Consider the following 21,809-nt stretch of genomic DNA (forward strand, 5'->3'; position numbering starts at 1 on the left):
TCCTCCTAGGCGCTGGTGCAAGTAGGGACTCGAAGAGCCGGAATGGTGAGCTGCTACCACTTGCTTCCCATATGACGCAGGAGCTCAACTCGTTGTCCTCATCGGTCCAGAGCCGGATCACGTCAGCTTATGAGATAGCGCAGCGGCGATCCCCCGCTGAACTCGAAGCATATTTGAAGGATCGTTTCACAGAGTGCAAACCGGCCTTCTGGTGGGAGGACGCTCTCGATTGTGCCTGGAAGCGAATTTGGTCGCTGAACATCGACGACGTAGTCGAACAGGCCATAGACCAACACAACGGTTGGGAGCAACACCGGACTAAGTCGTACACGTGGCATCATCCTCTACAAGAATTCGATGGGCTGCAGGTAATTCACTTGCATGGTTGGTCGAGATGCGATGCAAGCAACCAAATGATTTTCAGCATCAGCCAGTACGCAGAGGCAACGAAGAAAGAACACGGTTGGCATCGGAAGTTCTTCGATGAATGGGGTCAAAGCCCGTTCATCGCCGTCGGAGCTGGTCTATTTCAAGAGTTCGACCTTACGGAAGCGCTTCAAGCTCGTCCTGCCTCTCCCAATGTTTTCTCCCTCTACGTGTCCCGAACGATCGAACCCGAGACCCGCGAGCTTCTAGACCTAGCGAATTTGATTCCCATTGAATGCACTGCGGAGGACTTTTTCGCTGAGGTTGAGGAACTGACACGGGAAGCACGGAAGAGCGCGAGATTCAGCTGGTACCAGCAAGGCGCCCCTGCTGAAGTCGTTGCGGCGATGGTGCAACAATTTGAACTTTTGGGAGCGGAGGGAGCGTTCTTAGACCGAGATACTGATCGAGACTTTTACGCTGGCGACGAGCCGGAGTGGGTAGATATCGTACGGGATAAGGCGGTAGAGCTTTCCTGGTATCCCTCGCTTGCACAGGTCGTTGCTGATGACATTAAGAACAAGCGTCAGAGGGCGCACTTCTTACACTCCAAGCGGCTGGCTGGGAGGACCGTCACACTGCTTCAAGTATCCAAACTGTTGATAGACCGAGGTATAGATGTCTTCTGGTTTCGGTCCTCGTACCGACCTGACCCGCAGGTGGTCGCAGAATTCCTCGCAACCCGTAGCAAAGCGGCTCTCATCTTCGACGGTATAGCGGATTTCGCCGATGACGTCTCGCAATTGATGCAGGAGTGTGCGTCCAAGAAAATCACCTGCGTCGTACTAGCGGCAGATCTCGCGTCGAGAAGGCCGGCCATTCAGAATCAGTTCGACATGATTTACGGGATGGAGTTTCATGTTCCCAATGCGCGTTGGGACTCCTGGCCGCTCAATCAGAGGGATGCACGAGCAGTGGTCGCCAAGATTGAGAAGGTCGGACGCTTTGGTTTAATCCGAGGTCTTGACGCTGGGGAGCGAGTCGATGTGTTCTTCAAGCGAGAGATATTTGACGGACTTAGTCAGGCGGAGTATGGTGCAGGATTTCGTACCCGAGTCTACAAAGAACTTCAGAATCTTCCCGAGGGGCGGGTTCGCGCCCTGGTGGGTCTCATAGCCGCTCTGAGCTCTCAGGGCCGGGGGTTTCCTCTTAGCTACGCGTCAGCGGCAGGCGTCGACTCGAGAACTCTCAATCGGGAGTTGCGAGCCGGCTCGCTTGGCTCTTTTCTGCAAGTCAGAGGGACCTTCCTCAGAATGAGATTTCGCGCGTTAACCCCCCAAGATTTATACCCGGGACACCTGAAGGATGGCTTTTTCGAATCATGGGTGGATTTCTTGACTTCTATATCCGTCTATGCCGGTACGAAATCACGGCAGCAGCGTTCCGAAGCATATCTTCTGATAAAGACGCTAATGCGTCATGGAATCGTGCGACATGTGCTAGGTTCCCATTATCTCAGCGGCTTCTATGAAAAACTGCAACCGAAGTATGAAGAAGACGCGCGCTTTTGGGAACAACGAGCTCGGGCACATGTAACGTTAGAAAACTACACCCAAGCTATGTCATACGCTGCCAAAGCGTGTGATATAGCTCCGCGAGATAGCTGGCGGCTCACAACGTATGCGGATATAAGTTTGATCCGGGCTTATGAGGAGTTTCCTATAGGTTCGGATGATTTCTGGAAACTTTACGATATCGGTCACGAAGGATTAAATAAGGCGCTGAGTCTATCTCCTTCCAATTCACTTCCGACCTTACTTGGATTGAAGCGTTCGATGAGAGCATACCTTCGCTACATCCAGTCCGATCGGACTAATGGTGTGACTGTACTCGAAGATCTTGAGCAAGATATTGTCAAACAAATCAGAACTGCGTATAGCTTGGGACGTATTGGACAGACAATTCACGCTGAGGAAGTAATGGCGCTTGAGACCGAGTTCCTTCGGTGGGTAGCAGCTAAAGATGCCCCGGAGCATTGGGGAGATCCAGGTTTCCTAAACGCCCGTCTGCTCAACACGGACTCCGCGGAAGGCGTTACGGTATAAGTGCTCAAATAATGCAGCCCGATATTGCAAGACGAAAGCGTGTTGAAGATCAGACTTCGATCCGTAGCGCGGACTCATCTCCGTTGCTAGAAAGTCCGTATCGGACTCTCAACTATTGAGGACCGACGCCTTTGGCGAACTCGGGCATCAAATGGGCAACGAGTTCCTCAAGTCGGGAGCCATCGATTAGCTCAGTGTCGGTTCGAACTGCTTCATCCCTGGCATCTCGTGTGTAGCCTGAAGTGGTAACAACCATTCGTCGCCCAGCGCCTCTCGTGACAGCGAAACTGTGAAGCCGCTGTACCGGAGTAGCGCTGACATTACCGATATACCGCTTGCACTGAACCACGATACTCACGCCGAAACTGTCCTTCGCGACAATATCGACTCCACGGTCACCAGAACCGCCTTGTACAGCGACATCTGTGAATCCTTGCCGTTTGAGCAATTCAGCCGCAAACTGCTCAAACTGGGACGGATTAAGTTCCATCACCTGGGATATGCCAGCGGGCAACCTCGGAATCTCGCGCTTCACGAAGACTCTGCCGTCTTCAGAAGCTGTTGCGTACGGAGCAAGTATCGCCCGCATATCCACGCCTTGGACCTCCTGGATCAACATGCGCGTGCCATTCTCCACATAAGCAGCGAGTCGGAGAAGGAACTTCTCATAGGTGAAGGAGGATCCGTCTTGCGTAAGTTCCCGGACCACGGTGGGGACATAGGCGAAAAGGCGTTCCGCAGCAGGAACGTCAAACAGCTGACCAGCGAAAGGAGTTTGAGTCTGAATCAGGAACAGTCCGGGTTGCACTTCTCGCGTATAGCGCTCGAAAAGCTCGCTGACGACGTGTTCGTTGGCGGGAAGGTTGACCTCGGGCACGCCCTCGTCAAGCACTCTTCGACTGAACTCCCTACGCCATTCAAACTCAGAAAAGGGCATCGCCTTTGCTTCTTGGAGGCGCGCAGCTGTCACATATGCCAAGTGGTCTAAGTCAAGGTCGCCCACGAACCTTCGACGCAGTGCCTCGGGTAGCTTCAGGAAAACAAACACCATGTCCTGCGAAAAAACGAATGAGGCACTTTGCTGGATGCGCATGGATGGATCGTCACCTGACACGTCCACTGTAAGGAGCGGTTCGAAGCCTGCGATCCGAGCCTGAAGCTTCAGCTTGTTGAGGTTTTCCAGCCACCGCCGGACTGGGATGGGCCGAAAGTACATGGCAAGGTATCCAAGGTCGCGCGTGACTGAAGCTGCGCAGCCCAAGAACTGCGCCATATCGACCCACCAGCGATCTTCACCGTGTTCAACTGATCTTGAAGGAGCATCTGTAACTACCATCTCTCCATCAAGTCGCTCCAAGTCATCAGCCAAACTGTAATCCAGCCAGGGGTGATAGAGCTGTGCCTTCTCGAAGTATGCGTTTCCGTCACTCCACGGTGGATCAGTTAGTACTAGTTGCGCACTCTTAGGCTCGAGATTGGACATGAATGCTCGAAAGTCCGCACAACTTATCGGGGAGACACCCGACGGAGTCGAGAATTCGTACTCCCGAAGCCGGGAGTCTCTCCGCTCTATAGACTCTAAGAAACGGAACATTATGTTCACTTCGCGCAGTTGCACCTCGGGTACGTGCATATCCTGGCTCTTGCTGCGGTAGTCCTTATACTTCGCCTGAGGAATTATTGCCAAAAAAGCATCTTGAAAAAACAATTGAACGGATTCCTCCTCCAGGTCAGTTATGGCGTCCCAGATGTCAGCCAAAGCAAGCTTAGACCGATGGGGAAATAGGTTGCCATAGGTCGTCCAGTTATCCGAAAGATTGATGCGAGAATTCTTGATTAGTGGCTGTGCGAATAAAGTACGATACTTCGGCGAGAGTTCAATCGAACTGATTTCGTCTAAATGACGCTGATCATCCGCGTCGAAGAACTTCTCAGTTGTCCTGCAGATCGGACACCGTCGCGCTCTTCTATAAGTAACAGTTTCGCCGTTCCGTCCAAGCCTGGGATGCGGCGTTACGTCTCTGAAGCGTAAAGGTGAACGATCGAAAAACTGTGTGTCGATTACATGTTCATGGCCACACGGACAAATCGCTCGATATAGATAGTTCATCCGCGGGGTGAGACGATCTACTAATTTGTTTCTCGCAGTGGTTACTTTCGCACTTGCAGGAACTCGCCAAGGAGCTGTGCTCATGCGATGAGCGAACGGTTCCCACTCGTTTGACAAGATGTTGCGCTTTTGAGCAACTGCCGCATAAGTGAAAATGCCAGAACCGGAGAAAGGGTCAACTATGGTATCGGAAGCAGCACTCAACGTGTCGACCACTATGCTGGCCTTCCGAAAATCTTTACGACCTACATATGGAAACAACTGATCTGACTGGGTGCTTCCGGATACAGTTGATAGCGACTCTACGAGCAGTTCAACTGTCTTCCGAACGCTTTCTCTAGTTTCATCATCGAACAACCAATACATTTATTCCTCCACCGCGGCAAGAGCTCGCTTCACAGTCTTATATTTATCGGCAAGTTGCCCAATGTCGCCGGATCTCAAGGCGCTCGATATGAGTACAGCATATCTGTCGAAGTACGACCCGTTCGGAACGCCTAAGTCGCTTCTACCATCGACCTGCTCGAATGGGCGGCTATCGTCTCCTGACCCCGAAGGAGCGTTGTCCGCTGTAAATATGCACAGCAAATCTCCATCTAGCGTGGAGTTCGGGGACGTCACGGTTTTCAAAGATCGTCTCTGCTTGGCGAGGGGTATAACGTCCAGCAGGCGCAAGTTAGCCTCGACGGACGCATCATAGATTGCTTTCCAGCAGCGCAAATCCTGATCCTGGTAAAACCAGGCTAGAAACCCGTCCTGCTCAAGGAGTCGAGCATTCGCAATGAAAGCAGTTCTTAACCGCTCGAGGTATTCCGACGAGTCGGACCGCCGATGATTGGCATCCGACCTGACGAGCTCTTGCGAGCTCGTTTCCGGCTCCCCATTGAGGCCAAGTACACCGTTCCACATAGCGGAGTACTCGAGATAGGGAACCTGGTCTCCATAGGGAGGATCGGTAAGCACCAGTTTGGCGCGACATCCGAGAGAATCGCTCGTTAGCATTTGTGCCGCAGATGTCAGGAGCTTGTGGCGGGTGCCAAATTCACTCTCAAGCGCTGTGCCGCTGGCCCATTTGACTAGCTCAGTTATCTGCTTATACTTTGACTCAAGAACGATAACAGGATTTCGAGAAGTCAGATCTGTTTTGGGTCGCCAGTATGGCCATTGAGAGCTCGCTTTTCTATCTGATAGCCGGAGTGTAGGTAATGAGGCAGATAGCACCAATTTCAGCGCTGCAGAATGGCTCTCGAATAGTGGTGAGCACTGTATGAGCTTCAAAAGAGCGTTGATGCTCGCGCGGTTCTCGGCAGTGAAATAATGGGCGAGCGTTGCTCCGTGAGGAATGGCGATGCGCGAATTAGCCTGTAAGCTCACCGTATCGAAATTGATCGGCGCATCAATGTAGTAACTTGCGGCCTCGTCGATGGCCAGCAGTCTTTCAAGACTCTCCGCGCCTGTATGAGCCTTTCTGCCCATCCAAGAACCGCCGTGGCGGTGTTTGGTGACAACTTCGGTGGGCTCGAGTGTGAATAGACCGTCCCTAAATTCTCCATTCACCTTGAAGCGTACTCGCTCGACGTAGATGCCGCTTTCGAACTCAAACCAGGGGAGAGTCATCTCACTATGTGCATCTAAAATCCTGCGAATCTCGGGGATGACAAGCTCCGCGTTTTCGATGATGTCCAGCAACCCACTCACCAGATGTTGGGATAGTGCGCTGATGTCGCTCCCGATAGCTGCTCGCTGTGTCTGGAGAGCGGCAAATATCGTCGTTCCGGAACCCATGAACGGATCGACAACAACGTCTCCCTCTTCGGTCAAATGTCGAATGATCAATTCCAAGGTGTTCATCGGTTTGCGCGCCCAGTACGGATGAACGATGCCAATCGGCGTGTCGTGCGCTGGTGGCAGGACGGATAAAGCGCTTCTCAGGCCACTCACGGCCCCACTCCGCCTTCGATTCGAAATGCTAGTGGGCATGGCGAAGCAAAAACAGGTACTCAGTGACGTCCGACTTTGTCCGGACCTGCCCCTGGCCGGAATGGCGAAGCTCGATCTGCCTTAGCTCGGTCTCATACCCGGCTGATTCGGCTAAGTCGATGATCCTGTCCGCGCTAAGAAGCGAAGTGCTCGCGTAACTCAGTGCCATCTGCAGATCGTTCTTCCAAGCAAGGCAGAACATTTGCTGAAATGTATCCGCGACCTTTGAACGTAATCCAAAATCGCTGACGATTCGGTCACTTCTATAACGCCCTACGGTGACCGATCCGAGTCGATTATTGAATGTAAGATCGGGATAGTCATACAAAGCCAAAGTATCCAATACGTGGTAGTAACGTGAGTAGTGCTCCTTGAAGTAAGGAGGATCCGCATAAACCACGGTTTTGGTAGGGTCGAAGATGCGCTCGGCAAGCACGGCTTGGAAAGGAGCATTGCTTGTGCTCGTGATATCTGGCATTGGATAATTTATCAAATTCTTCAAGCACTCTAAAACATGTCCCTGGACGCTCTGGCTTCTACGCTTTATTAGATTCAACGCGGTAGAATGAGAAGTCGGCTTAAGGAACTGTGCAAGATGCGTGGTGGTAGAGGCGACGAAAGTTAAGCCTGAGATCAATGCTGCTATGAGATGAGTGGCATTGTCCAAAGACGACTGAGCGGCCTTCTCGCGGATAGCATCGATTTCGAGGCATTGGCGTACGCCAAAATATGTGTTTGGATAATAAGCTAGAAATAGATCGTAATTGCCAGTAGCACCGCTATATCTACCGCTAAACCGTTCGCAGAATTGTGAGTAATCGCGCCAGTCAAACGTCCCCTCGTACGCGTTCGCGGTGAATTGGTCCTCTTCGAGTAAGGCTGCTTCAGCTCTACTTCTGTCCCCGCACAAGATCATTCCGTCCAGCGCGCCTTCTTCGAGCCATTCTACAATTTCTTGTAGTTCTTCGCGCGGTGTCTCAAATGCTGATCGTAGCACCTGATGACTATATGGTTGGATGTCATTCGCGTGTATATTCCATCCGCGCATGCTTGCTTCGTGTGCGATAGCACCGGAGCCGCTCATCAGATCTACCATGTTCTCTGTTCCAGGAAACGCCTTGGCAATTTCATCGACGACCCAACTGGCAATCCGCTGTTTTGACCCTAGGTACTGCATGGGTAGCGGAAACGAGGTTTTCGTCACTAGGTGCATTGATATTTCCTCGAGTAAAAGCGTCGATTCTAGATCGACAGACTTTGCGATCATGAACGGCGGCAGTGGTCGTACTGCGCACATGCAAGATTACCTGCGGGCACTGACAGTCTTGGCGGCGGCGCTCCGGGAGGCCTGGCGTGACTTGGATTGAAGCCGGGAAGGACCGCAATGCATCGCTGCAACGGACTTGCAGGTCCTTGACGAAGGCGTGGGCGAGGGCGCGACGGGTGGTGGTTAGGGAAGTCGCTCATGTCCGGCATCGTGGCTCTGAAGAATGGCGCCTTGACGGGCTTGCCCTCGGCGAGGAGCCGGTCGGCGATGCCGTGCTGGTCGAGGGTCGCGACGGTCCAGAGTGCAAGCTGGCAGCACGGAGCCACCAGGTCCGGTGTCGGGCTGCGCTCGACGGTAACCACGTCCACACCAACTAGGGCAATCTCACCGGCCAGATCATCCCAGTTGGACCGCGTCCGGCAAGGATGACGTCAGCCATCTCAACTACTCCTCACTCAACCTACTTTTGCTCCGCGCCCGAGCCAGTTCTGGGCATGATCGGGGCGCTGCCGCAAGCCCCTTCCTAGCAGTACATTCGAAATGGAAGGTATGCCCGCGGCCTTCATCGGGACCGCACTTCGGATTCCTTATCCACGAGTTGTAGGTTCGGTCGTCGGGCATAGAATCGTGCTGAAGCCAGACGCAAGTGAGCTCCATCGCAACTGTCGCGGAAGCAAGGGGTCGGGCCATGAGCGTGTTCCGTACCTAGTCCATCGAACACTCCATACGCGACAGCGAAGCGCTGGGACACCAGCTCAAGAAAAGTCTCGGCGCGCTCGACCTCATCGTCTTCGGCGTCGGCGTCGGCGTGTGCATCGTGCCGGAGTCTTCGTACTCACAGGGCAGGACGCTGGCGAACGCAGGTCCCGCCGTCGAGCTTTCCTTCCTCATCGCAGAGGTTGTCGTCGGGCTGAGCGCGATTTGCTACGCCGAGCTGGCCACGACCGTGCCCGTGGCCGGAAGCGCCTATGCGTTCTCGTTCGCGACGCTCGGTGAAATGGTGGCCTTCGTGATTGGCATGGACCTCGTGCTGGCGTTCACCGTTGGTTCCACCGCTCTGGCTACGTCGTTCAGCCAGTATCTCGGCGTGGTGCTGGGGGCACCCCGTTCGCGATCCCCGAGCGATTGCCTCCGTCGATACCGGGGGTGAATCTGCCGGCCGGCCTGCTCATGCTCGGGCTTACCGGGGTGCTCATGACGGGCACCACGCTGTCCAGTCGCGTCAGTCAGGTGGTGGCGGCGATCAAGGTGGCTGTGGTGCTGCTGGTGATCGTCGTCGGCCCCTTCTTCATCAACGTCGCAAACTGGAGCCCGTTCATTCCGCTGAGGGAGGACACTGCCGCTTCCGAGGCAGGGGTCCTCGACATACCGCTGGTTGAGACCCTCTTCCGGCTCGAGCCCACGGTGTATGGGTTGAGTGGCGTGTTCGCAGCGGCGGCTCTGGTGTTCTTCGCCTTCATCGGGTTCGATGTCATCGCCACCACCGAAGCGGGGACCCGCAACCTGCAGCGCGATCTGCCGATCGGCGTCCTCGGGTCCCTCGCCGTCTCTGGGTCCCTCGCCGTCTCTGGGTCGCAGAAGTCCATTATGTGAGCACCGACTCAACCACAATCCGCTCCAGCCAAGTTCGGTAGCCTTCCTCTGACCACCCAGCTTCGGTGACGAGGAGCTCATACTGATACGGCGAAGTCAGCACCCAAAGCGTATCCGCCAGCTCCTTCGTCGAGATGTGCGTTCGAGCACCGCCCTTCGCGACCTGCGCCTCTGCCACCTTCACGAAGTCCGCGCGAATCCGCGACTGCAAACCCGCATAGGCGGCGGCGACCTCCGCATCACCCTGAGCAGCGGCCGCTACCGCCTGCCACAGTCGGCCAATCCGCGCATTCAGCGACGCCGCGAACTGCGCCAATCCCACCAGCGCCGCTCGAGCATCAGGCTCCTCCATCACGGCACGAGCCTCCGGAACCTCCAGGATCGACTGCACATCCGGCACGCCGGCCGAGCTCGATTCCAATGCCCCTAACAACAGCTTCCTTTTCGGCCCATGGATCTGCACCGTCTCCACAGACACACCGGCCGCTTCCGCGATGGCGCCGAGCGTCGTCGTCGTAAATCCCTTCTCGGCGAAGCAACGCCCGGCTGCCTCGAGCACGCGCTGGCGCGTGAGGAGCGCCTGCTCCTCCCGAAGCGCCGACCGATACTGCCGCGAACCAGAAACTTTGGAAACCATATTGACTACTGTGACACATTAATGAAAACTGATGCAACGTAACCACCTCAACAGGAGCCCATCATGGCATCGGTACTCGTCTGTTCCAGCCCACTCGTTGGCCACGTCACCCCGATGCTCGCGGTGGCCGCCGGCCTCGTGAACCGCGGCCACACCGTCCGTTTCCTCACCGGACAGCGGTACGCCGACCGAGTGGCCTCCGTTGGAGCCACCTTCCTCCCGCTGCCGCCCGACGCCGACTTCGACGACAGCGCCATGGACCAGGCCTTCCCCGGCCGCGTCGGCCTGAAAGGTCCCAGAGGCATCCGGTACGACATCACCGAAATCTTCATGCGCCCCGGCAAAGCTCAGTACGACGCCGTCCAGTCGGCCATCACCACCATGCCCACCGACGCAGTGCTCGCCGAGTCGCTCTGCATGGGCGCCTCCCTGCTGCTGAACACCCCGCGCGCCGAGCGGCCAGCCGTAATCAACTGCGGCATCGTGCCGCTCAGCCTCGCCAGCCGCGACACCGCCCCGTACGGATTAGGCATCCAACCCAAACCGGGAGCACTCGGACGCGTTCGCAACCGCGCGATGACCACGCTCACCCAGAAGTTAGTTTTCGGCCCGGTCCAGAAGTTCGCCGACACCGTCTCGCGCGAGGCAACCGGCCAGGCCTACCCCGGCTTCTTCATGGATTGGCCACGCCGTGCCGACCTCCTCGCCCAGTTCACCGTCCCGGAGTTCGAGTACCGGCGCTCAGACCTCCCCGACACCGTGCACTTCGTCGGCCCGGTCTCGCAGGGTGGGGGTAAGGACGCCGCTGACGTCGCATTGCCGGAGTGGTGGGACGAACTCGACGCCGGACGCCCAGTCATCCACGTCACCCAGGGCACCGTCGCCAACCACGACTTCGACGACCTCGTCCGTCCCACCATCGACGGCCTCGCGAATGAGGACGTGCTAGTCATCGTGTCCACCGGCGGCCGCCCGGAGTCCGCGTTGGCAGGACCGCTGCCGGAGAACGTCCGCGTCTCCTCCTACCTCCCGTACGACCAGTTGCTGCCCAAGACCGACGTTCTCGTCACCAACGGCGGCTACGGGGGAGTGCAGTTCGCGCTGCGCCACGGCGTCCCCCTAGTGGTCGCCGGACAGACGGAGGAGAAGGTCGAAGTGACAGCCCGCGTTGCGTGGTCAGGGACCGGAATCAACCTGCGAACCAACCGTCCCAAGCCTGACGACGTCGCCAAGGCCGTGCGCACGGTCCTCGCCGACAGCTCTTACCGGGAGGAAGCGTCACGGATCGGCGAGGCGATTAAGGCGTCACGCGGCGTCGATGCGCTGGTCGACCTGTTGGAGGCGCTCGCCAACCACGCGCCGTCGTCGGCTGCGCGGCCGCCTGTGACATGAGTTCGATGCCGCGCTTGAGTGCGGAGTCGTGAACCTTCATGCATTGGAGGCCATCAGCGCTTGGCGGATGGCCTCGGAACATGTCTTTCCTTCCTTTGCCGCCCGCCCGTCGATAGCGGCGAGCTCTTCCGAGGTGCGACGAAGCGCGACGGCTTGCGAGGGCTCCTCGCTCGCGCTGGTTCCTGATCCCGTGCGGCCGATGCTCAAACGCTCAGGGCGTTCAAACTATTCAGTCTGCTTACTATTCCCAGTAGTGTGGAGATGGCGGCCTGAGGGACCGTCCGGGACGCCCACTCTAGACGTAGATGGAGAGCCAAGTCATGACTGAAAGCAGCAACAGCGCCGACAAGCCTTACATCCCCGGGGCTCCGGGTGTGGAACCGCCCAGCCTCGAAGAACCCACTGACCCGCGCGAGCCGCTTCCGCCCAAGCCGGACCAGAGCGGACCCGAAACTGTCTCACCCACCGGCGCGCCCACCGGAGCGGCAAGGACAGTCAACTCGCAAAGCGGCCGTTTCCTCACGAATGCCCAGGGAACCCGGCTCTACGACACAGATCACTCCCTGAAGGCCGGTCCCCGTGGGCCGGTCCTGCTGCAGGATCACCACCTGCGGGAGAAAATCACACACTTCGACCATGAGCGCATCCCAGAGCGCGTGGTTCACGCGCGCGGAGCAGCAGCGCACGGCGTTTTCACGGCCAACGGCGCGGCGTCGGGAGTCACCAAGGCAGGCTTCCTCGCCAAGGACGTTGAGACGCCGGTCTTTGTCCGGTTCTCCACGGTCCTGGGGTCGCGCGGCTCGGCGGACACCGTCAGGGACACTCGAGGCTTTGCCACCAAGTTCTACACCGATGAAGGCACCTATGACCTGGTGGGCAACAATATCCCGGTCTTCTTCATCCAGGACGCCATCAAGTTCCCGGACGTGGTTCATGCGGCCAAACCTCAGCCAGACCGGTAGATCCCGCAGGCACAGAGCGCCCACGACACGTTCTGGGACTTCGTCTCCCTCCACAGCGAGGCGCAGGCACACACCATGTGGAACATGTCCGACCGCGGCATTCCGCGATCATTCAGGACCATGGAAGGCTTCGGAATCCACACATTCCGGCTGGAGAACGCGGCAGGCGAGACCACGCTGGTGAAACTCCACTGGAAGCCGAAGCAGGGCATCCACTCGCTGGTGTGGGAGGAAGCGCAGATCATCGGCGGAATGGACCCTGACTTTCACCGCCGGGACCTCGCCGACGCCATTGAGGCCGGAGCATACCCACAGTGGGATCTCGGAATCCAGACCTTCCCGGACACTCCCGAGGAAATGTTCGAGGGCATCGACCTGCTGGACCCCACCAAGATCGTTCCCGAGGAACTGGCGCCCGTGCAGATCATCGGCACCATGACCCTCAATGCCAATCCCACCAACTTCTTCGCCGAAACGGAGCAGGTTGCCTTCCACCCCGGCCACCTGGTGCCCGGTATCGATGTCACCAATGACCCACTGCTGCAGGGGCGCCTGTTCTCCTACCTCGATACACAGATCACACGGCTCGGCGGGCCTAATTTCGCGCAGATCCCCATCAACCGGCCGCACGCCCCGGTCAATGACATGCTGCGCGACGGCATGCACCAGACGGCCGTGCACGGGGGAGTGGCGCCGTACCGGCCCAACTCCCTCGACGGCGGCTGCCCGTTCCTCGCCGGTGAGGACATGAGCGCCTACATCGAGGTGCCGCAGCAGCTACCCGCATCCACGAAGATGAGGGAGAACCCTGCCACTTTCGAGGACCACTTCAGCCAGGTGCGCCTCTTCTTCCGTTCGCTGACTCCGGTGGAGCAGGACCATGTGATCTCCGCCTACACGTTTGAACTGGGCAAATGCTATGAAGAGAATATTCGCCTCCGCCAGCTGCAGAACCTGGCGAATATAGACGATCGACTGTGCAGCGAGGTTGCCAAGGGACTCGGACTTCAGGCGCCGGACGCCAACGAGGCGGTGGAGGATTCAGACCCCAGCCCTGCACTGTCGCAGGTGCGCGGGACGTGGCCGGTGGCGGGAAGGATGGTGGGCATCATTACCGGTCCTGACGCCGACCCGGCATCGGTGCTCGCCCTGCGCACCGCGATTGACGACGCCGGCATGGTTCCGTTGGTCATCGCGCCCACCGGAGGCAAGCTCGACGGCGGCGTGGAGGCGCAGCGCACCTACCTCACGGCACGCTCAACGGAGTTCGATGCGCTGATTGTCGCCGGACCGGCGGAGCCAGCCGACGACGCCGCCAACAGTCGCGATGCGAAGGCAGGCTTCCCCGGTGGCGTGGATCCGCGCGTTCAGCTCATGCTCGCCGAAGCGTTCCGCCACTCAAAAGCCATCGGTGCAGTGGGTAATTCCTCAGCTGTGCTGGACGCCGCTGGAGTTGAAAGGTCAGCCGCAGGCGTGGTTGAGGGGGAATCGGACGCCGTGGTGACCGGAATCGTGGAATTGCTCGCCAAGCACCGGGTCTGGGATCGGTTTCCGATTCCGCCGCAGTGAGCGGTGCTCTGCGGCATCTCCGCTGCGTAGGTGACGGCGTCTAAGCTGCTTCCGCTTATTCGTTGAAACGTCAGGCCCGGTTCGCTGGAACCGGGCCTGACGTGCGTGTACGCCCGGCATGGGCATTTGCTTGGAGGTGGAAGTCCTCTGGAGGAGAAGGTGGTTTAACTCTTAGCCGATGGCAACTGCGTCATCGCGAGGTGGGGTGGGAAGGAAGCCGGAGGCGAATCCCTGCACCGAGGGACACGAACCGCATAGAAGGCATTCCGATCGGGGTAAGGCTGCACGCGAAGCTGAAGCCCGTTCCACCGAAACGGTCGGGGTGTAAATGCGGCGGCGGCAGGGGGAAAGTAAATGTTCTTATCCGGGGAGGTCTGTCCCAGTGCTCTACCGCTGTCAATGGGTGGGGCGACATTGCTTTAAGGGCTGTGTTGATGGGGCAGAAGTCAGCCGAGGCCATAGTACCGGCGGGAATCAGTGATGGTTGCTGGGAAGGGCCGAACGTTAGGAGATGACGTGTTGAACGGGCATCGCTCGTGGACATTACGTTGATCGCAGCCATCCCGCCGTGCGCGGGCCAGAGTAGATGGAGGTATCGGTGAATCCGAGAGTGCCCCTGCCTGAGCGTAGTGATGTCCCGGCGGATGTCGGTAATACTGTCAGCGGCCAGGCGGGGGATCTGTGGGAACGTGTGTTTTCGCGGGAGAACCTGTTGGTTGCGTTACGCCGTGTCGAGGCGAACCGGGGTGCCCCTGGTGCTGACGGACTGCGTACGGACGAGCTCCGTTCGTGGTGCTTAGGACACTGGGAAGGTGTTCGGGAGAGTCTTGATTCGGGCACGTACCGCCCGCAACCGGTGCGTCAGGTTTTGATTCCCAAGCCTGACGGGGGTGAGCGGAGGTTGGGCGTGCCGGCCGTGCTGGATCGGTTGATCCAGCAGGCGATCGCGCAGGTGCTTGTTCCGGTCTTTGATCCGGGGTTCGTGCCGGTTTCGTATGGGTTCCGGCCGAACAAGAGCGCCCATGATGCGGTCCGGGTTGCCCGGACCGTGATCGGACAGGGCTATAAGTGGGTGATCGAGGTTGATCTGGATACGTTCTTCGATCGGGTCAACCATGACGCTTTGATGGCCCGGATTGCGCGGAAAGTGAAGGACAAGCGGCTGCTGCGCCTGATCCGCCGTTATCTTGAGGCGGGGATCATGGCCGATGGTGTGAAACGGGCGACGGCGGAGGGTACCCCGCAGGGGTCGCCGCTGTCGCCGTTGCTGTCGAACATCATGCTCGATGACTTTGACCAGTTGATGTGGTCGCGTGGACACCGGTTCGTCCGGTACGCCGATGACATCAGGGTCTTCGTTCGGAGCAAACGGGCAGCCGGGAGGGTGCTGGACCAGTGCACGAAAGTACTGGAGCAGGACTTGAAACTGAGGGTGAACCGCCAGAAGTCGAAGAGCAGTCCGGCAAGCGTAGCTACATTGCTGGGCTATGCCTTCTTCTTCACCGCTTCCGGGGCGAAGCTGCGCGTCGCGCCGAAGGCCCTGAAACGGGCCAAGGCGCGGATCAAGCAGTTGACGTCGCGGAAGTGGAGCATCTCGATGGGTGAGCGCATCACACTGCTGAACCGGTATATCCGGGGCTGGATGGGATATTTCCGTCTGGCCGAGACTCCGCGGAAGTTTGCGGATATGGATGAATGGTTCCGGCGGCGGATGCGTCAGATCCGCTGGAAGGAATGGAAACGCGGACGGGCGCGCGTGGCTAACCTGCGAAAGCTCGGCATCCGGCCTCAACAGGCCCGGGAGTGGGGCATGAGCAGCAAGGGCTACTGGCGGGTCGCCGGATCCCCAATCCTTCAGCGGGCATTGCCCAACGAGCACTGGAACACACTCGGGCTGATATTCCTTCACGATGCCTGGTATCGCTACAGGACACCCTGACGAACCGCCGTATGCGAGGCCCGCACGTACGGTGGTGTGAGAGGTGGGCCGGGAAACCCGGCCCACCTACTCGATTCAGATGATTCCGCCGGATGGTCAGATAAGGCCGACAATCGAAGCCAGGAACAACAGGCCGGCGAATACACCGCAGAACACGATGAACAGTGCAGACAGTCGAATCAACATGGCAATACCTTTCCTTCTAGCCCAGGAACTGCGCGCCGTAGGCGACGAGAATCCGGGCGGCGAAATAGCCGTAGAACAGTACGGAGAAAATCATTGCCCCGAGCCGGAAGCCCTTGAGCCGGATGGCTTTCGGAAGGGCGGTGCGGTTCAGCTTGATCAGCAGAGCCGTGTAGACAAACATCGCTACTCCGCCGATTACGGCCGAGATCACGAGCAGGGTAAGCGGCTGGTTGAAGCCGGACAGCAGGATGGTTGTCCCGAGCGCAGCCAAGCCCCACACGCAGATGAAGTAGATCCGGCTCTCGGTCCAGCGAGTGCTCGTCTGGAGGTAGACAGTCTTCAGAACGTCAGCAATCACACGGCTGACATAGTCAACATTCGCCAGCGCAGAGAGCATCAGGCCAAAGCCACCGACCACCCAGAAGAGGGTACCGAACCAGGGACCAACCGTTTCCTTGAGGGTCTCGCCCATCGCCTCGATGAACACCAGGTCACCGGTACCCGGAAGGTCACGGCCGTAGATCGTGGAATAAGCCACCATGGATAAGACGGAGATGGACAGGATTGTCATTCCCCAGAACGTGACCAGTTGTTCGATATTGGCGATCTTCCACCACCCGCGAAAACGCCCCAGGTTGGCCTCGTCCTGGCGGACCATATGCCCCAATGGTGCACCCGCAACGTCCATGCCGGTCACCGGGGACGCGATCTTGGGGATGTGTGATCCCATTCCATAGCCCTTGTCCCGGATCCAGTTGCTCTGCGCAAGGTTGGACAGCGCACCCGCACCTGCGAAGGCCAGGGCGCCAAGAACAACCGTGGGGCTCAGGTCACCCGGAAGTTCACCCATGCCGGTACCGATGCTGGTGAACACAGTGCCGACGTCCCCCCACGCCTCCGCGCTGATGGCCGTGGTGATGGCGATCAGGAGGAAGATGAGCACCACAACAACCTTGAACCCCTCCAGCTTCTCCACGGTGTTGTAAACCACCGGCGAGGCCGTCAGCGTGATCGCGATGGAGATGAGCGCAATGATGGCTATCCAGGTAGTCGCGCCCGGATCGAGACCGAAAACAAATCCCAGCGTCGCCGCGCCGCTTGTCGCCCACCCCGGCCACATGATGGTGATGAAGGCGGCGACCGCCATGATGAGCCCCCACGGCTTCCACAGCCGGACAAAGCCGGATATGGCGGTTTCACCGGTGGCAAGGGTCCATCGCTCAATCTCCATGTTAAGGAAGAACTGGATGGTGACGCCGACAATCGCGAGCCACAACAGTGACAGTCCGGCTTCCGCCGTGATGTAGGGCCACAGGATGTATTCACCCGAGCTGATGGCCAGCCCGGTCAGGATCAGGCTGGGCCCAATCACCTTGCGCAGCGGCAGAGGGGACGGAATGTCCTTGTACCCCATCGGGGGGAGATTCTTGCTGGGAACCTCCGGGGCGAATTCACTTTCCATGTGCTGGCCGGCTTTTCGGTCCTTACTGGGAACCGACCGCCCGGCCGCCTCCTTACTAATGTGTTGTTCCATCATTGGAACTCTCCCTCGCTAGATTAGACATCCCTGTGCTATTTGGAACCCATGTTTGACGTGATGCCGGTTAGGTGAAAGGAATCCCCGCGTATTGGTGTTACGGGACGCCCACGCTCGGTTCTTTGAAGCGGACATGATTGGACGCGTTGCCTTGGCGATCAATGATGACTACCGACGAGCGCTCCGATCCACTCGGTCGCCGACTACCTGCGATACCAATATGGTGACAGGGGTATCCAGGTCACGTGCAGACGCCGCCTGAACTGCCGTTCGCAAATCTTTATGCCAGGACCGGTGTGAAGGTCCTATTGCGGCGGCATCATACGCGCGGGCAGTTTCTTGAAGGAAACGAGGGTGCCGCACAGCCCAGGAATCAGCGGTGCCGCCGCTAAGCGCCCCCAGGAGCGCATCTGAATCCACGCCGTCAGACTTGGCCAGCGCCAACGCCTCCTGCAACACAGCATAGGTCCCGAAAAACACCATCTGGTTCGCCAGTTTGGCGCTCTGCCCGGCACCAAGTTCACCCATGATGTGCATCGTGCCGAGCGTGCTCAACACGCTGCTGCACCTTTCGATGTACTCGGATGCGCCGCCGACCATCAACGAAAGCTCTCCCTTGGCTGCCGCCTCGGCGCCGCCACTTACTGGTGCATCAATAACGGCGGTCCCCAAGCCTAGGATCGGAGCGGCCAAGTCCGTGAGGGCGTCAGGGCCGACTGTTGACATGATTACGACGGCGGTGGGCAGGGTTGTCGCGGACACCACCCCGCTCGTACCGGAGATGGCACTCCTGCACTGATCTGCATCGCTCACCAAAACGAGCACAATGTCCGCGCGTTCAGACAGATCGCGGATCGACGATGCGAGACTGAGCCCGCGGGCTGCTTGGCACGCTTCTGGGCTCACGTCGAAACCAAGGACATCAATCCCTGTCGCGAGAAGCCGCCGGGCTATAGGCAGCCCGAGATTTCCCAGTCCTATTACCCCTACCACCACGCCGGGCACACCGTTCTGGGTGTCCGGCGTGGTGGTGGCTGAGAGTGCGGAAGGCGAGTTCGCCGTCACTTCTGCACCTCCTCTTTGCTTCGCTGTTCCGCGGAAGCCAGAACTGACTTTTTCCGTACGGCCCATGACCGGTAGAGCGACCAACCGACGGTAAGTACGCTGAGGATCAGCATGATCAGGGGAAGCGGTTGCAGGATCCACTCGTAGGTTCCGCTGCTGATGATCGTTGCCCGGCGGAAACCGGTCTCCGCGAGTGGTCCGACGATGAGCCCAATTACAAGGGGAGCGGGCGGGAAGCCTCCCTTGAGCATGAAGTAGCCCAGAACACCGGCTGCAATCGTGATCATCACGTCCACCGGACTCGACTGCAGCGCGTAACTTCCCACGACGCTCAGGGCCAAAATGCAGGGCCACAGATACTGGGTGGGAATACGTGTGATCTGTCCCCAGGAACGAATTCCTGCAAGACCTACAATCAGCATCATGATGGGAATTATCAGCAACGCGAAGAAAATTCCGTAGACCAGGTCGGGTGAGCCGGTAAACAGGCCGGGCCCGGGCTGCAGCCCGTGAACGGTCAGCGCGCCGATAAGGACGGCGGCGGCGGAGTTGCCAGGAATTCCCAGAATCAGGGTTGGTGCCAGCGTGCCGGGTACGGAGGCGTTGTTCGCCGATTCGGCTGCCGCCAGACCGCGTGGGTCACCTTTGCCGAAGTTCTCCTTGTTCCTGGAGATGCGCTTCACTTCATTGTGGCCGATGAAGGACCCGATGTCCCCTCCGGTACCGGGGAGGACGCCCACGCCAAAGCCGATCAGTGAGCTGTAGGAAACACCGGGAAGCAGCTTCCGCAGCCCAGACCACTTAAGTCGGAAGGACCCAGGAGAGATGCTGCCGGCATTACGGAGGCGAATGTGGTGCTCGAACCGTACCAGGGCCTCAGCCACGCCGAAAAGCCCGATCAGCACGGGAATGAAGCCGAGCCCGCTCTGCAGTTCGCTGAGCCCGAAGGTCAGCCGGGTGATGCCGTTGATTGGATCAGTACCCACGGTGGCAATGAGCAGACCTACCAGGCCGCTGATCATCCCCTTGACCATCGCGCCCTCGGACATCGATGCGATGAGGGCGAGTGCAAATATCGCGAGCATGAAGAACTCGGCAGGGCCGAACTTCAATGCATATCCGGCTAGCGTGGGCGCGAAGGCGAGCAACAACACCCCGCCGATCAACCCGCCGATGGCCGAAGCCACAAGAGAGATTGTCAGCGCCTGGCCGGCCTTCCCCTGGAGCGTCATTGGGTGCCCGTCCAGCAGCGTGGCCGCGGAGGATGGGGTTCCGGGAATGCGCAGCAGGATCGCTGGAATCGAGCCTGCGTAAACTGCGCCGGAATAGATTCCCAGCAGGAGCGCGACGCCGGGAAGCGGATCGGTGGCAAAGGTGAAGGGCAGCAGGATCGCAATTGTCATGGTGGCGGTGAGGCCCGGAATTGCGCCAACTACAATTCCGCCAATGATTCCGATCAACATGAACAGCAGCGGCTGCCAGGTCAGGACTTGTTCGAGTCCGGTCATCAGATCGTTCATGAGATCAGCCTTTCCAGGAACTCACGGGGGAGCGACACTCCAAAGACGTTGTAGAAGAACAGGAACAGCGCCACGCTGAAGCCCACTGGAAGCAGGATCAGCGGGAGCCAACTTCGGATGCCCATGAGAAGCAGTGCCGCCGCCAGGAATACTGCTGTCGCAGCGATGTAACCGATAGCTTCAAGCGCGAGGGCATAAGTCACCAGTAGTACGACGACGCTGACCACCCGCAGGCCATCAGCGCGAGACGGCAGCGCGTCACCTGTTCCGCGTTGCAGGGTGAGAAGCACTGCGAGGACGATTAACACTCCCGCGATCAGGCGGGGGTAGCCCGCAGCGCCGGGGTCGCTGGAGGCACCTGATTCGCCCAGGGCAGTTGTTTGCGTGAAAACCAGCACGCCGATAATCAATAGCAGCCCAGCGGCAACAACGTTGCCCTTGCGGTGGAGGTCATGCGTTTTTGTCATGATTACTTTCACTTGATGGATGCCCCGGCCTGCGCAGAATGCGCAGGCCGGGAACCCTGCTAGTAGAGAGTTGCGACCAGGTCCTCATACTTTGCGAACTCGTCGTCCATGAACTGTTCGAATTCCTCGCCCTCGACAACTTCGGAGCCGTAACCCTGCTCTGCCATGAAGTTCTGGAATTCTTCAGTATTGGCGGCCTCAGTGAAGCACTCGGTGAGCTTCTCCACGCGGTCTTCGGGTGTTCCAGCAGGTGCTACGACACCGAACCAGTTCGCAGCCTTCCACTCGATGCCCTCCTCTTCGGTGGTTGGGATGTCGGGAAGAACCTCGAAGCGCTCCTCAGACATGGTGACCAGACCCCGAAGCTCGCCGGCCTCAATTTGCGAGCGCATCTCCGCCCCGGAGGGGGTAAGCGCCTCTACCTGGCCACCCAGTACCGCGGGAATCATTCCAGCCGCGCCGTCAAAGGGAACGTACTCGGTGAAGCCGACTCCTGCTTCCTCGCCAAGCCCCCGCGCTGCGAGGTCCCAGATTCCACCGCGACCGTTCGTAGCCACGTGAACCTGGTCACCGTCCTCAATGCCGTTAACGAGATCCTCGAATGTTTCGTAGGGAGAATCGGATGATACTGCTAGCACTGATGGAGTGGACTGAAACTTCACGATGCCCTGCAGGTCTTCAGGGGTGACATCGGCGTTTCCAAGATGGTTCAGGATGGAAACTTCAACTGTTGCCGTGCCGATGGTGTAACCGTCGGGATCGGCGTCGGCTATTGCCTGGTGCCCGGTGGCTCCGGCAGCGCCCGTCTGATTGGAGATAATGATGCGGGTACCGCAGGTCTCCTCCGCCTGTGCGGCGAGCTGCCGGGTGGTGAGATCGGTGCCGCCTCCAGCTGCCCAGGGAACAATCATTTCGATTTGTGATGAGGGAAAATCCTCATCCGCACCCGCACTGCCGTTTCCGCCGCAGGCGGTCAGGCTCCCAGAGAGCGCAATGATCCCTCCGAAAGCGGCTATGCGGAGACGGGATGACCGATCTGAACGGTGCGTGGATTGTGTTGCCATGGTGATGCTTCCTTTTCGGTAGTGCGGACGATTGTGCTGCTTGGCTCTTA

16 protein-coding genes and 1 pseudogene are annotated in these 21,809 nt (G+C 58.5%); 7 read left to right on the forward strand and 10 right to left on the reverse strand.

Annotation, left to right across the window (positions count from 1 at the left end; translation table 11 throughout):
* Positions 1 to 71: 71 nt before the first annotated feature.
* Positions 72 to 2,471, forward strand: coding sequence for a P-loop NTPase (locus BJ994_RS02710; protein WP_209066504.1), 2,400 nt, complete (start codon positions 72 to 74; stop codon positions 2,469 to 2,471).
* A gap of 112 nt (positions 2,472 to 2,583) precedes the next feature.
* Here the strand turns inward: BJ994_RS02710 and BJ994_RS02715 are convergent, their stop codons facing one another.
* The 3 genes from BJ994_RS02715 to BJ994_RS02725 are packed head-to-tail and all read right to left on the reverse strand — an operon-like array spanning position 2,584 to position 7,765.
* Positions 2,584 to 4,947, reverse strand: coding sequence for a restriction endonuclease (locus BJ994_RS02715; protein WP_167991224.1), 2,364 nt, complete (start codon positions 4,945 to 4,947; stop codon positions 2,584 to 2,586).
* Positions 4,948 to 6,522, reverse strand: coding sequence for a DNA methyltransferase (locus tag BJ994_RS02720; protein WP_167991225.1), 1,575 nt, complete (start codon positions 6,520 to 6,522; stop codon positions 4,948 to 4,950).
* 28 nt (positions 6,523 to 6,550) lie between these two features.
* Positions 6,551 to 7,765, reverse strand: a complete 1,215-nt coding sequence (locus tag BJ994_RS02725) for a DNA adenine methylase (protein WP_167991226.1) — start codon at positions 7,763 to 7,765, stop codon at positions 6,551 to 6,553.
* A 242-nt stretch (positions 7,766 to 8,007) separates the two neighbouring features.
* Here BJ994_RS02725 and BJ994_RS02730 point away from each other — a divergent pair, with 242 nt between their 5' ends.
* The 3 genes from BJ994_RS02730 (at position 8,008) to BJ994_RS02740 (ending at position 9,421) form a co-directional block, all read left to right on the forward strand.
* Complete coding sequence (locus BJ994_RS02730) at positions 8,008 to 8,205, forward strand: hypothetical protein (RefSeq protein ID WP_167991227.1); 198 nt, start codon at positions 8,008 to 8,010, stop codon at positions 8,203 to 8,205.
* 407 nt (positions 8,206 to 8,612) lie between these two features.
* Positions 8,613 to 8,978 (forward strand): amino acid permease, encoded by a 366-nt coding sequence (locus tag BJ994_RS02735; protein ID WP_342450436.1) that lies wholly within the window; start codon positions 8,613 to 8,615, stop codon positions 8,976 to 8,978.
* Complete coding sequence (locus BJ994_RS02740; protein WP_167991229.1) at positions 8,975 to 9,421, forward strand: hypothetical protein; 447 nt, start codon at positions 8,975 to 8,977, stop codon at positions 9,419 to 9,421. The genes BJ994_RS02735 and BJ994_RS02740 overlap by 4 nt, the downstream gene beginning before the upstream one ends.
* Here the strand turns inward: BJ994_RS02740 and BJ994_RS02745 are convergent.
* Positions 9,414 to 10,058, reverse strand: a complete 645-nt coding sequence (locus BJ994_RS02745) for a TetR/AcrR family transcriptional regulator (protein ID WP_167991230.1) — start codon at positions 10,056 to 10,058, stop codon at positions 9,414 to 9,416. The two genes, BJ994_RS02740 and BJ994_RS02745, sit on opposite strands and share 8 nt — an antisense overlap.
* Positions 10,059 to 10,121: 63 nt before the next feature.
* On the opposite strand from BJ994_RS02745, the gene BJ994_RS02750 reads away from it, so the two are divergent.
* Positions 10,122 to 11,450 carry a glycosyltransferase gene (locus BJ994_RS02750; RefSeq protein ID WP_167991232.1) on the forward strand — a complete coding sequence of 443 codons (1,329 nt, stop codon included), beginning with the start codon at positions 10,122 to 10,124 and terminating at the stop codon, positions 11,448 to 11,450.
* Between the two features lie 36 nt (positions 11,451 to 11,486).
* On the opposite strand, the gene BJ994_RS02755 is transcribed toward BJ994_RS02750, so the two are convergent.
* Entirely contained in the window at positions 11,487 to 11,657 is a 171-nt protein-coding gene (locus BJ994_RS02755; RefSeq protein WP_167991234.1) for a ribbon-helix-helix protein, CopG family, read from the reverse strand.
* A 113-nt stretch (positions 11,658 to 11,770) separates the two neighbouring features.
* Here BJ994_RS02755 and BJ994_RS02760 point away from each other — a divergent pair.
* Together BJ994_RS02760 and ltrA are read left to right on the forward strand one after the other, a co-directional pair.
* Positions 11,771 to 13,981, forward strand: a pseudogene (locus tag BJ994_RS02760) (catalase).
* A gap of 586 nt (positions 13,982 to 14,567) precedes the next feature.
* Positions 14,568 to 15,920 (forward strand): group II intron reverse transcriptase/maturase, encoded by a 1,353-nt coding sequence (ltrA, locus tag BJ994_RS02765; RefSeq protein WP_209066508.1) that lies wholly within the window; start codon positions 14,568 to 14,570, stop codon positions 15,918 to 15,920.
* Positions 15,921 to 16,122: 202 nt separating this feature from the next.
* Here ltrA and BJ994_RS02770 read toward each other — a convergent pair whose 3' ends face one another.
* The 5 genes from BJ994_RS02770 to BJ994_RS02790 form a co-directional block, all read right to left on the reverse strand.
* Complete coding sequence (locus tag BJ994_RS02770; protein ID WP_209066516.1) at positions 16,123 to 17,520, reverse strand: Nramp family divalent metal transporter; 1,398 nt, start codon at positions 17,518 to 17,520, stop codon at positions 16,123 to 16,125.
* A 291-nt stretch (positions 17,521 to 17,811) separates the two neighbouring features.
* On the reverse strand, positions 17,812 to 18,708 hold the full coding sequence (locus BJ994_RS02775; protein ID WP_167991239.1) for an NAD(P)-binding domain-containing protein: 897 nt from the start codon (positions 18,706 to 18,708) through the stop codon (positions 17,812 to 17,814).
* Positions 18,705 to 20,228, reverse strand: coding sequence for a tripartite tricarboxylate transporter permease (locus BJ994_RS02780; RefSeq protein WP_167991242.1), 1,524 nt, complete (start codon positions 20,226 to 20,228; stop codon positions 18,705 to 18,707). Before BJ994_RS02780 ends, BJ994_RS02775 begins: the two co-directional genes overlap by 4 nt.
* A complete protein-coding gene (locus tag BJ994_RS02785) occupies positions 20,225 to 20,695 on the reverse strand; it encodes a tripartite tricarboxylate transporter TctB family protein (RefSeq protein ID WP_167991244.1) in 471 nt (156 codons plus the stop codon). Before BJ994_RS02785 ends, BJ994_RS02780 begins: the two co-directional genes overlap by 4 nt.
* Before the next feature lie 59 nt (positions 20,696 to 20,754).
* Positions 20,755 to 21,759, reverse strand: a complete 1,005-nt coding sequence (locus BJ994_RS02790) for a tripartite tricarboxylate transporter substrate binding protein (protein WP_167991250.1) — start codon at positions 21,757 to 21,759, stop codon at positions 20,755 to 20,757.
* Between the last annotated feature and the right edge of the window lie 50 nt (positions 21,760 to 21,809).

Origin of the sequence: Arthrobacter pigmenti (genome assembly GCF_011927905.1) — a bacterium.
GTDB lineage: Bacteria > Actinomycetota > Actinomycetes > Actinomycetales > Micrococcaceae > Arthrobacter_D > Arthrobacter_D pigmenti.